This is a genomic window from Pedobacter sp. SYP-B3415, assembly GCF_004138205.1.
Lineage (GTDB): Bacteria > Bacteroidota > Bacteroidia > Sphingobacteriales > Sphingobacteriaceae > Pedobacter.
The window spans coordinates 1-12,553 of the sequence record NZ_RXNQ01000036.1; the positions used below are offsets into that span (position 1 = coordinate 1).

Sequence of the window (12,553 nt, forward strand, 5' to 3'; positions counted from 1 at the left end):
TCTGTTTCGGGCTGATTCCCCTCCTTGGTTCTTCCCAACCTCCTGAAAACAGTGCAAGACTTTTTAATACTTTTCTGCGGCGAGAAGATACAAGGCCGGTCCGCACCTATCAGTGGCAGTAAGCAGGCAAAACCGTCATCAAAACTACCGCCTGTACGTAAAACCCGCAGACATAAAATACAGGGGGGGCTTAATTCAGAAGACTAAGGCAAATACTGTTTTGAAACTGTTCAGAAGGATCTTATTTCATTCAGCCAATTTTACTGGACAACAATGACCCGGAGGTCATGACTCGAGCAGAATAACCTCGACACCGAACTTCCGTAGAAAGTCTACGCCCTCATCGCTGTCAAGGCCTTTATACGCCGCGTATGAATATTTAAAATACACCGTTCTGATTCCGGACGACAGGATAAGCCTTGCGCAGGCAATACACGGAGACAGTGTGGTATACAACGTTGATCCTTCGATCTTGGCACCATTTTTTGCGGCATACAAAATCGCGTTCTCCTCGGCATGCAGGGCGAGCGAGCAACTGCCTTTGGAATCGCGCTGACAACCGGTGTCCGGCCATTCCTCATCACAATTATGCGTGCCCGCCGGCGGACCATTGTATCCGATTGAAATGATGCGCGTGTCTTTGGTCAGAACCGCACCAACGTGCGCCCGTACACAATGCGAACGGGCCGCCAGTTCGGTAGCAAGGTTCATAAAAATATGGTCAAAACTAGGTTTCGTCATTTCTTTAAACCGACCTTATAGCCGGCAATGGAATAATATAAAATGTAAAGATAACAAGGAAGCATGGTGACAAGGAAAGCAACGTTATTGGCAATTCCAAAACCTGACTTCAGCTGTGCGTAGATCTGGGGCATGATCGCACCACCGGCGATACCCATTACAAGCAGTGCGGAGCCGATCTTTGTAAACCTCCCCAGCTTATTAATGGCGAGTGGAAAAATAGCCGGCCACATAGGCGCGTTTGCCAGCCCCAGCAGCGCAATGAAAGTCACCGCCGTATAGCCCTCTGTTAAAAAAGCGCCCGCGGTAAATACCAAACCAAGTATGGCTGCTATCCGCAAACTTGTCTGCTGACTGATGTAACGCGGAATGGTGAAGATGCCGATCACATAGCCGACCAGCATGGAAATAAGCGTAAATGTTGTAAAGTATTTTGTCGTATCCAGGCTCATACCCATGGCCCTGCCGTAATTACCAATTACGTCGCCAGCCATCACCTCAACACCAACATACAGGAACAGACAGATCACGCCAAGCACCAGGTGCGGATGCCCGAATACGCTGCCCTTTGGCGCCGCCTCTTTGCCCTCGACCGCCTCTTCCCGATCCGTATCGATCTCAGGAAGTGACGACTTTTTGATCAGGAAGGCGAGAATTACAAGCACTACCGCCATGACAATATAGGGCATGATCACCTTTGCAGCCAGTTCATCAAGCAATGCCGTACGCTCGGCCTCACCTGCGGCCACCTTAATTTTCTCTTCGATGGCAGTTGCGTTATTCAGCACAATGGCGCTTAATACCAGCGGGCTAATGGCTCCGGCAATTTTATTACAAATGCCCATAATACTGATACGCTGTGCGGCACTTTCATTCGGTCCGATGATCGCAGCATAGGGGTTTGAGGCTGTTTGCAACAATGCCAGGCCCGCACCCTGAACAAATAAGCCTGTCAGAAACAAGCCGAAGGCCCGTTGCTGCGCAGCAGGGATGAAGATGAGCGAACCGATTGCCATCACAAAAAGGCCGAGCGCCATTCCGTTTTTGAACCCGGTCTTTTTCAAAATAGCCGATGAAGGGATAGCCAGAAAAAAATAGGCCATGTAAAAAGCAAAGGTTACGAACAGGGCCTGTTTTTCATGCAGATCGCAGGCAATCTGCAGAAATGGAATGAGTGTGCCATTCAGCCAGGTTACAAATCCAAATACGAAAAATAGCGCGCAGATAATGACCATCTGCCTGACGTAGTTGTTCTGAGGTTTGATCTCCATAGTTTGGTTGGTTGGTTTGGTTGGTTTGCAATGGTGGTTAAAAAAAACCCGGGATGCGCTCCCGGGTTTCGTAAAACTTATTAATGTCCGCCTTCGGCTTCGATCTTTTCAATGTCTATACCTTGTTTGGTAAGTTCAGCGCTTACTTTCCATGCAAAGTAGATCAGATACAGGAATCCGACTACCGGTACAATATACGAGCTATGAATACCGATGCTGTCGGCAAGTTCTCCCTGAATAGGCGGAATAATTGAACCGCCCAGGATCATCATGATCAGAAATGCAGAACCCTGGCTGGTATATTTACCAAGGCCGGTAATAGACAGGGCAAAAATAGAAGGCCACATGATTGAGCAGCAGAGACCGCCGCTCACAAATGCAAAGATAGCCACCTGTCCTTCGGTGAACAACCCGATCAGCATGGCAATTGCGCCCAGGCTACCAAAAATAGCCAGCGTCCTGGCCGGTTTTTCCTGCCCGATCATAAAGGCAGCAATCATAACGGCAATGCTGATTGCATAAGCATAGAGATTACCCACATCTGTTCCGGTTGCATGATTGACTAGCAGGATCACGCCAAAAGCGATAAACGGAACAACAATAGTCAGGATAGTTCGTGTCGATTTAGTGAGGTTAAACGCGCTGATCGCACCGGTCCAGCGGCCAATCATCATACTTCCCCAATACAGTGAAATGTAAGGTTTAATGGCCGAGTTGGTCATTGAACCAAAATTTGGCTCCGCGAGCAGGGCGCCCAGGTTACTTTGTATCGTTACTTCGGTACCTACATACATAAAGATAGCGAGCATACCCAGTATAAGCTGCGGGTAACGCATCGCACCCCATTTCGGCAGGCTTGCGCTGTCTTTTTTCACGAAGTACGCAAACAGCAGGGCACCCAGGGTAATGACCAGGGATGAATAAACAAAAATTGATGAACTGATGTTGGTTGCTTCCGCAAGCGGGCCTGCAGCGGCTACCATAAGGAAGCCGATAATCATGACGACGAGCGGACCATTTGGTTTCGGGCTGTTCTCCATCGTTTCATTGCTTGTTACGTTGGGGAGTTTTGTTACCGAATAAAAGATAGCTACGGCAAGAAACAGCCCGGAAAGAATATAATACAGCGTATTAATCGACGAAATCTCGACAACTTTAGGTACAGCATCGCTCGCCGTGCCGAACAGCACAACACTGACAATTACCGGTCCCATCAGACCACCGAAGTTGTTTATACCACCGGCAAGATTAAGACGGTGTGTACCTCCCGCCGGGTCGCCAAGCGCCACAACGAAAGGGTTTGCTGCCGTTTGCTGAAGGGAAAAGCCAAGGGCAATGACAAAAAAGGCAAAGAGGATAAACATAAACGAACCCGAGCCAACCGCCGGAATCATAAGTAATGCGCCAATGGCAGACAAAACCAGGCCGAAGATTATGCCTTTTTTGTAACCAACCTTATTTAATATATCTATACGGCTGGCTTGCGAAGCAAAATACAGGATCAGGGAACCAATAAAATAGCCGCCATAAAAGGTAAAATCGATTAATTGCGATTCGAACTGCGTTAAATCAAAGTGCTCTTTACAGAAGGGTATAAAAATGCCATTTGATGCTGCTACAAATCCCCAGAAGAAGAACACCGTGATAATTGTGTACAGTGCAGTTCCATAATTCTTTTGTGACGTTTGTTCCATTAGTGGTTTTTGATAATTAGTTTTTTGCGGGCTAAACATAAGTAAAAATTAATACTTATTGAAGTATTATCTCGGTTGCAGGCAGAGCAAAGAAGAATTAGGCTGCGCCGATAAAATCTGGGATTTTGGTTTAATTTTAATATAATTGCAGCATGTTCGAAGCGGCACTGCAAGGTATCGGAGCGGGGATTTTGTTCTCCTTCCTCACCGGACCTGTTTTCTTCTCCATGATCAAAACAAGTATAGAGAAAGGCTTCAAGGCTGGTGTTTCGCTTGCCATTGGTGTAGTACTCAGCGACATCATCTTTATTTCCCTCACAATCTTCAGCTCCACCTTTGTTGATTACAACTCAGACTATAATAAGTACCTGGGCCTGGTTGGCGGGGCATTTTTGTTTGGCATAGGCCTGTATTACGTGCTTAAAAAAGTAAAAGTAAACTACGACCTTTCAGAACTGATCAAGGTGCGTAAGCGCGGCTATATTCTTAAAGGTTTTCTGATGTGTCTGCTATCGCCCACAACCCTGATGTTCTGGCTTATGGTCGGCGGTATCGTTTCAGCGCAGCTCCACTATGAAATGAATGAAAAAGTGCTCTTTTTCGTGGTAGCGATGGTAACGCAACTCAGTGTCGACACGATCAAAACTTATTATGCTTCCAAACTGCGGTACCGGATTAAAGAGAAAACCATTCAAAACCTGAACAAAATTGCGGGTATCGTTATTCTGATCTTTGCGATCAGGCTGCTTGTCCAGGTTTTCATTAAGTATCATTAATTTATTCTTTTGGGCCAATATGAAAACGACCGAAGACACTGGCCATACAGGTAAGCAGCGACGGATCCGTGCCATTCTGGGTGGCTCTGTTGGTAACCTTGTAGAATGGTACGACTGGTACGCTTATTCTGCATTTGCCATCTATTTTTCCGGCGCTTTTTTTCCGCAGGGCGACTCAACCGTACAGTTGCTCAACACGGCCGGCGTTTTTGCGCTGGGTTTTCTCATGCGTCCGCTCGGCAGCTGGATCTTTGGCTCCATGGCCGACCGCTTCGGCAGAAAAAGATCTATGACCATGTCTGTGCTGCTCATGTCTTTCGGCTCACTCCTTATTTGCTTTACCCCCACTTACCAGAGCATCGGTCTGGCAGCACCGGTTTTGCTGTTGCTGGCACGCCTGTTACAGGGGCTTAGCGTAGGCGGTGAATACGGAGTCTCAGCAACCTACCTCAGTGAAATGGCCAGCAGCAGGCACCGGGGTTTCTATTCAAGTTTTCAGTATGTAACGTTGATCGGCGGACAGCTCATTGCACTTGGAATTCAGCTTGTGCTTCAGAAACTTGTGCTCAGCGAAGACCAGCTCCATAACTGGGGGTGGCGCATTCCCTTTTTTATAGGGGCTGTACTTTCTGTAGTCGCTTTGTTTCTGCGAAGCACATTGCACGAGACGCAGGCGTTTGAATCGGCAAAATCCAGCGACAAGAACAAGCGCGGGAGCTTGCAGGTATTGCTAAGTCATCCACGGGAGGTACTTACCGTTGTAGGGCTTACGCTTGGGGGCACGCTGGCATTTTATACGTATACCACCTACATGCAAAAATTCCTGGTCAATACGGTCGGCATGACAAAAGGCGATGCAACCCTGTTATCGTTTCTCAGTTTACTTGCCTTTGCATTGCTTCAGCCGGTCTTTGGTGCCTTATCTGACCGAATTGGTCGCAAACCACTTCTTATTGGCTTCGGGATTTCAGGCACGCTTTTTACAGTTCCCTTATTAACCGGCCTGAGCAGGGCCTCCTCGAACGGCGAAGCGTTTATTATTCTCATGCTTTCCCTCATTATTGTAAGCGGTTACACCAGTATCAATGCCGTGGTAAAGGCCGAGCTGTTTCCGGCCCGCATCCGGGCACTTGGCGTGGGCTTGCCATATGCACTTACCGTAGCTGTTTTTGGCGGCTCTGCCGAATACCTGGCCCTGTACTTCAAACGTTCCGGCCATGAGCACTATTTCTACTGGTACATAACGGCCTGCATCTTTGTTTCACTTCTCGTATACCTGAAAATGGCTGACACGAAAAAACACACACGGCTGGAAACTGAGGCGTAACGCGGGCAGATCGCTCAAAAAAAAGACCTGCAATACATAAGTAATGCAGGTCCCGAGTTTAAAATCAGGCAGACTAGTATGCCCGCTGATTAATTCCTTCGCGCCAGTTAACAAAAGCTTTGTTCACAACCTTATTGCCGCCCGGTGTTGGGTAGTTGCCTGAAAAGTACCAGTCGCCCCGGTGATTCGGACAAGCGGTATGCAAGTTTTCAAGCGACTGATAAATCACCTCGACTTCGGCAACCGTATCTTTTGGCGTAATGATTTTCGCAATCTGCGCCGAAATCTCCTCGCGACTGAATGGCCGGTAGATATCTTTTACGTGATTCACAATTTCTTCCTTCGGCAGCAAGATCGAAGCTTTACATTTTTGATAAACTTCTTCGATCACATGCTCCATGCCACGCTCAACCAGCAGCTGGATCGCAGCCTCAAACGCAACAAACTGCCCCATTCGCGACATGTCGATACCATAACAGTCAGGATAACGGATCTGCGGCGCCGATGATACAATAATGATTTTTTTCGGATGCAGGCGGTCTATGATTTTAATGATACTTTGTTTAAGTGTTGTCCCCCTTACAATCGAGTCATCTATCGCCACCAGTGTATCTGTATGGTTGCGGATAACGCCGTACGTCGAATCGTACACATGAGCTACCATCTCCCCGCGGTCTGCATCCTGGGTAATAAAGGTTCGCAGTTTGACGTCTTTAATTGCCAGCTTTTCCACCCTGGGGGTGATAGATAACAATTTATCAAGCTGCTCATCGCTCAGCTGCTCCTTATTTTCGAGCAGTGTCTTCTTTTGAAGGTCCCGGATGTACTGATGTACACCTTCTACCATACCAAAGAAGGCTACTTCTGCGGTGTTCGGTATAAACGAAAATACCGTATTTTCAATATCATGTTTTACCGTCTGGAGTATTTCATCGACAAGGAGTTTTCCCAGGTGCTTGCGTTCACGGTAGATCTCCGCATCGCTGCCGCGCGAAAAATAAATCCGCTCAAATGAACAGGACAGCTTTTCGGTCGGCTCACGGAACATCTCCTCACTCACACTTCCATCTTTTTTAACAATGAGCGCATGCCCGGGTTGAATTTCTTTTACGTTCTTGTACTGAATGTTAAATGCCGTCTGCAGGGCAGGACGCTCGGATGCGGCAACAACAATTTCATCATCGGCGTAGTAGTAAGCCGGGCGGATGCCTGACGGGTCGCGCATAATGAAAGCGTCACCATTGCCTACAATACCGCAAATGGTATAACCACCATCCCAGGTTTTTGCCGAACGGCGAAGAATGTTACCAATGTTCAGGTTATCGGAAATCTTTTGCGTAATTTCGACATTGCTCAGGCCTTCCTTTTTGTACTGGTCAAAGAGGTCCTGGTTTTCATCATCAAGAAAGTGACCGATCTTTTCTAATACGGTTACCGTATCAGCTTTTTCTTTGGGATGCTGCCCAAGTTCATAGAGCTGCTCAAGCAGTTCGTCAACATTTGTCATGTTAAAATTCCCTGCAATGACCAGGTTACGGGTCATCCAGTTGTTCTGACGAAGAAAAGGATGGCAGTTTTCGATACTGTTTTTGCCATGCGTACCGTATCGCAGGTGCCCCATGAGTACCTCACCGATAAAACTTACGTTATTTTTAAGCCATTCGGTATCCTGCATCAACTCGGGTGTGTTATTTTGAATATCTACAAATTTGTTCTGCACATATTCAAAGATATCGGCAACCGCATTTGATGCCATAGACCGGTACCTGCTGATGTACCGGTTCCCCGGCTTCACATCCAGCTTAATGGTCGCAATTCCCGCCCCGTCCTGCCCACGGTTGTGCTGCTTCTCCATAAGAAGATACAGTTTGTTTAATCCGTAAAGTGCAGTGCCGTATTTTTCGCGGTAGAATGAGAGAGGTTTTAACAAGCGGATGAAAGCAATTCCGCATTCGTGTTTGATCTGATCGCTCATGAAAGAAGTTTCAAGGCGCAAATGTAGGGTTTTTCATGGCCGTAAGCCACAGAAAAATGTAAACTTTTATGCTATAAAATCACTTTTGAAAGCCGCCGACTGCGCGTGCCTCTATAGCACTTCCGAAGAAGGCCGAGGCGTGTTCTTCGAACGATGCTGCATCGCCGCTGGTAAAAAACTCACGCCGCTCTCCGGTTGCCACCCTCGCTGCCATTTCGGGGTGGCGATTGAGATACTCCTCGAGGCTGGAAGCCACTATTGCACCCTGGGAAATTACAGAAATTCCCGCAGGTAAATACCTTCGTATCTTCGATACGAGCAGCGGATAATGCGTGCAGGCGAGCAGTAGCGTATCAATATCCGGCCGCCCCGAAAGCAGTTCATCCAGATACTTCTTTACGAAGTAATCTGCGCCGGCCGACTCATGCTCATTATTTTCTATCAACGGCACCCATAACGGACAGCTTTGCTGGCTGACGCTGACCTCAGGGAAAAACTTGGCAATTTCAATCGGATAGGATTCCGAGCGTACGGTGCCGCGTGTACCCAACACACCAACATGGCCTGTCTGCGTAAACGCGCCTATGGTTTCGGCCGTTGGCCTGATCACCCCAAGCACGCGGTTGTCAGGATAGTTCTGCAAAAGTTCTTTCTGCTGTATACTGCGCAGCGCTTTTGCCGAAGCCGTATTGCAGGCCAGAATGACCAGCGGACAGCCCTGTTCGAACATCCACCGAACACACTCCCAGGTATACTGATAAACGGTTTCGAAAGAGCGGTCACCATAGGGTGCACGGCCATTATCGCCAAAATAAAGATAATCATATTGCGGCAGCCGCTCCACGATCGATTTGAAAACGGTAAGACCACCGTAACCTGAATCAAATATGCCTATTGGTCCCTTCATTTTGGTATACAAAAAAGGCGGAAATAATTCCGCCTTTCTTAGAACAACAGTCCTGAATTATTTTTTCGTTGCTGCAGGAGCCGCTGCTGCTGGTTTCGCTGTTGCAGAGATTCCCAGTTTAGTTTTTACTGCTCCGGTAATGTCATCACCACCGTCCCAGAAAACAACATTGTTTCCGGCACCCTGGTCTGAAGTATCAAACACATAAGACAGGCCTTTTTCTTTTGCAACCGTTTTAATCGCATTATCAATTTTGATACGCATTGGGTTCAGCAGGTCTGCCTGTTTTTGACGCAGTTCCTGATCAGCTTTCTGATTTGCATCAGTAATGCGTTTCTGAAGTTCCTGAAGTTCAAGATTTGCGCTTTGCAACTCTTTAGTCACCGTTTCTTTATTGGCTTCACTTAAGGTTCTTTCTTTGTCCTGAGCTGCTTTCAGTTTGGTCTGAAACTCAGTCGTCATTTTGGTGATTTCTGCTTGTTTTTGTTTACCCAGGGTTTCGAGGGTAGTCTGAGCTGTTTTTGCTTCCGGAAGCGTCGCAAAGATCTCTTCAGAATTCAAGTGCGCGATTTTTTGCTGAGCGCTAGCCACATTGCCTGCAAGCACCAATCCTCCTGCTACAAAAAATACGTTAATCAACTTTCTCATCACTTTTATTTTTCTTTAATTGTTTTATTTACGTGTTTATGGTTGGTTTATTGTCTTTGACCAGGTTTATAACCTAGTTTGGTAACAACCTCGTTGCTGATATCGAAACTGCTGCTAGCATAAATCATGCTTGCATCATTGCCTTTATCAAATACAAAGTCAAGGTTTTTTGTGCGTGCCAGGGTGCGGACCATGTTCGACACTTTTTCCTGTACAGGTTTCAGCAGCTTGGTGCGCAGTTGAAACAGGTCGCCTTCCGGACCGAACTTGATTCGCTGGTATTCTTTAGCCTGTTTCTCTTTTTCGATGATTTCGTTTTCACGGCGTTTGCGCATTTCATCGGTAAGCAATACCTGGTCTGCCTGGTAAGCCTTGTACATTTTGTCAATCTCGGTGAAATTTGCATCCACCTGTTTTTGCCATTCTTTAGTTACCGTCTCCATCTGGTTCAGCGCCGACTTGTATTCGGGCATGTGGCCAAGAATGTATTCAGTATCTACATAGGCAAAACGCTGTGCAGACGCGGTATGCGCGAGCACGAGCAGGAATAAGCCTAAAAGATATTTTTTCATTTTCATTTGTATGTTAAGTGTTAAAATCCACCCAGCTGCTGCGCAATGCTGAAGGTAAAGCCTTGCCTTCCATAATTGTTTGCCGCTGAGATTCCTGGAATTTTATCAAAGCCATAGCCATAATCAATACCCAGAAGACCAAATATCGGTAAAAATATTTTAGCACCAATACCTGCTGATCTTCTGACATTGAACGGATTAAAGTCTCTGAACCTGTCCCAGGTGTTACCGCCTTCAGCAAATGCTACAACAAAAGCTTTAGCCTGCTCGGTATCAATTACAGGGTAACGCAGCTCAAGTACGTATTTGTTAAAGATCGGGCTACCCGACTGCTGCGCTTGCGCCACGTTCGCTCCAAGTGGGATAACCGCATTATTTGCATAACCACGCATAGCGATGATCTCAGATCCCTGCAGGAAGTCGAAGCCCATCATACCATCGCCACCCAGTTTGAAACGCTCGAACGGCGATTGCCCGACTGCACTGTTATACTGCCCAAGGAAACCGAATTGTGCCTGTGCTTTGATAACCAGGTTACCTACAACACGCTGGAACCACTGCGCTTCAAATTTCCATTTGTGATATTCAGAGAACTTGTAACGCTCCTTATCTGATGCGGTAGCGTAGTTTACTTTATTCATCAATGAATACGGCGGCGTTAACTGAAGTGTGAACCGCAGGTAACTACCTGATTTCGGGAAGATCGGTGAGTCACGTGAGTCGCGGCTTAAAACCTCCTGAAGGTTCAGGTTGTAAGATGTACCAGTGCTGAACTTGTAACCCGGATAGTTATTCAGAATGAACTGCTGCAGGTTTAATGCATGCGTAATCTGGAAGTAGTTATCAGGCCAGTTTAGAACCTTACCGATACTTACTGTAACACCGTTCAGGCGGATTCTTTGCTGCGCATCTGCACTTGTATTCAAGCCGTAGCTGTAGTTAGACAAAGAGGTAAAACCGCTTATACCAAAACTGACAGGCTTATCTCCACCCAACCAGGGCTCAGAAAACGAGAAGCTGTATGACTGGTAGAATTTACCATTTGTTTGGCCGCGGATGCTAAGCTTTTGTCCATCGCCTTTTGGCAGCGGTTTGTAAGCGTTAATATTAAAGATGTTGCGAAGCGAGAAGTTATTGAACGTAAGACCCAGTGTACCGATAATCCGGCCTGCGCCAAAACCACCCGAAAGTTCGATCTGGTCAGATGGCTTCTCTTCCACGCTGTACTCGATGTCAACCGTACCGTCTGCAGGATTAGGCTTAGGTACAGGAACCGTTTTTGCCTCGTCGAAGTTACCAAGAGCACCAATCTCACGCACGGTACGGATCAGGTCATTCTTTTTAAACTTCTCGCCCGGTTTAGTCCGTATCTGGCGCATCACCACGCGGTCATTTGTAATGGTATTTCCTTTCAGAATGATCCGGTTGTTGGTGAACTGCTGCCCCTCAACGAGCCTGATCTCAAGATCTACTGTATCGCCATATACTTTGGTCTGCACCGGTTCCGCGTTAAAGGTTAGGTAACCATCATCCGTATAAAGGCTGTTGATGTCTCCGTTGTTCGGATCGTTGTTCAGTTTCTTTTCAAGTTTCTCCTCACTGAAGACTTCGCCTTTCTTGATCGCGAGCACCTGCTGTAAGAACTTGGTCGGGTATTTCGCATTTCCAACAAAGGAGATATTACCAAAGTAATATTTTGGACCCTCGTGAAGATCGATTTTGATACCCACAGACTTGTCATTATAACGATAGATGCTGTCTTTCAGAATTTCCGCATCGCGGTAACCCTTCGCATGCATCTTGGCGATCATTTTCAGCTTGTCCTCTTCGTATTTCTCCTTGCTGAACTTACCTGAACCAAAAACTTTATAGAATGCCTGCTGCTTTGTTTTTTTCAGGTACTTTCTCAGTTTTGCTGAACTGAAATCTTTATTGCCGGTAAACCGGATTTCATGGACCTTTACACGGTGCCCTTTGTCTACCCAGGCTTCGAGAATTTGCGAATTGTCCTGTGCGGAGTCTTTGCGTGTTTTAAACTCGACCTTGGTAAAGAAAAACCCTTTTTCAAGCAGGTAATTTGTAATGGTCCTGCGGGTGGTGTTGTAAAGGTTGTCGTTAATGATTTTACCTGATTCGTTTAGTTTTTCACTGATTGCGGTACGTTCAGATTTGCGAAGCCCCTTCAGGTCAATTGAACTAAGCCGTGGCCGTTCAACTACCGTGATATCAAAAAAAACAGAATCGCCGGTAATGCGTTCTATGCTTAGTTGTACATCGTCAAAAAGGCCTTGTGCCCAAAGGTTTTTAATAGCATTGGCTGTCGCCTCGCCGGGGAGTACGATCCGGTCGCCTTTGTTAAGCTTGGATAAAGTGATGAGTACCTCTTTATCAAGATACTGTGTGCCGGAAATTGTTGTTCCGCCGATGATGTACTCTTTCGGGCTGAAATAATCCAGGTCAGAACCATTGATCTTAAGAGACGGCGGCGCAGGATTCGTTTTTGGAAATTGGGCAAAAGCCGACGAACTGATCAGCAGTAAAAAGACGAATTGATATATTTTTTTCATTAAGAATACATTCTTTTTTTTGGGCGACTGGCATCCTGCGGGATTCATTTTGTTTGGTACACTCACCAGTCGGGG

10 protein-coding genes are annotated in these 12,553 nt (G+C 46.7%); 2 read left to right on the top strand and 8 right to left on the bottom strand.

The window, feature by feature from the left end:
* Positions 1–285: 285 nt before the first annotated feature.
* From EJV45_RS17325 to EJV45_RS17335, 3 genes are all read right to left on the bottom strand, one after another.
* Positions 286–741: a dCMP deaminase family protein gene (locus EJV45_RS17325; protein WP_129717734.1), complete on the bottom strand. Its 456-nt coding sequence runs from the start codon at positions 739–741 to the stop codon at positions 286–288.
* Complete coding sequence (locus tag EJV45_RS17330) at positions 738–2,012, bottom strand: sugar MFS transporter (protein WP_129717736.1); 1,275 nt, start codon at positions 2,010–2,012, stop codon at positions 738–740. Before EJV45_RS17330 ends, EJV45_RS17325 begins: the two co-directional genes overlap by 4 nt.
* An 80-nt stretch (positions 2,013–2,092) precedes the next feature.
* Positions 2,093–3,706, bottom strand: coding sequence for an MFS transporter (locus tag EJV45_RS17335; protein WP_129717738.1), 1,614 nt, complete (start codon positions 3,704–3,706; stop codon positions 2,093–2,095).
* A 152-nt stretch (positions 3,707–3,858) separates the two neighbouring features.
* On the opposite strand from EJV45_RS17335, the gene EJV45_RS17340 reads away from it, so the two are divergent.
* The gene (locus tag EJV45_RS17340) at positions 3,859–4,482 is read left to right on the top strand and encodes a LysE family translocator (protein WP_129717740.1); all 624 of its coding nucleotides are present in this window, start codon (positions 3,859–3,861) and stop codon (positions 4,480–4,482) included.
* Between the two features lie 19 nt (positions 4,483–4,501).
* Positions 4,502–5,809 (top strand): MFS transporter, encoded by a 1,308-nt coding sequence (locus EJV45_RS17345; RefSeq protein WP_129717742.1) that lies wholly within the window; start codon positions 4,502–4,504, stop codon positions 5,807–5,809.
* A 73-nt stretch (positions 5,810–5,882) separates the two neighbouring features.
* On the opposite strand, the gene EJV45_RS17350 is transcribed toward EJV45_RS17345, so the two are convergent.
* From EJV45_RS17350 to EJV45_RS17370, 5 genes are all read right to left on the bottom strand, one after another.
* Complete coding sequence (locus tag EJV45_RS17350) at positions 5,883–7,784, bottom strand: class II glutamine amidotransferase (protein WP_129717744.1); 1,902 nt, start codon at positions 7,782–7,784, stop codon at positions 5,883–5,885.
* A 79-nt stretch (positions 7,785–7,863) separates the two neighbouring features.
* Positions 7,864–8,691 (bottom strand): glutamate racemase, encoded by an 828-nt coding sequence (gene murI, locus EJV45_RS17355; protein WP_129717746.1) that lies wholly within the window; start codon positions 8,689–8,691, stop codon positions 7,864–7,866.
* Positions 8,692–8,748: 57 nt separating this feature from the next.
* A complete protein-coding gene (locus EJV45_RS17360) occupies positions 8,749–9,339 on the bottom strand; it encodes an OmpH family outer membrane protein (RefSeq protein WP_129717748.1) in 591 nt (196 codons plus the stop codon).
* 47 nt (positions 9,340–9,386) lie between these two features.
* Complete coding sequence (locus EJV45_RS17365) at positions 9,387–9,911, bottom strand: OmpH family outer membrane protein (protein ID WP_129717750.1); 525 nt, start codon at positions 9,909–9,911, stop codon at positions 9,387–9,389.
* A 20-nt stretch (positions 9,912–9,931) separates the two neighbouring features.
* Entirely contained in the window at positions 9,932–12,478 is a 2,547-nt protein-coding gene (locus tag EJV45_RS17370; protein ID WP_129717752.1) for an outer membrane protein assembly factor, read from the bottom strand.
* Positions 12,479–12,553: the final 75 nt, after the last annotated feature.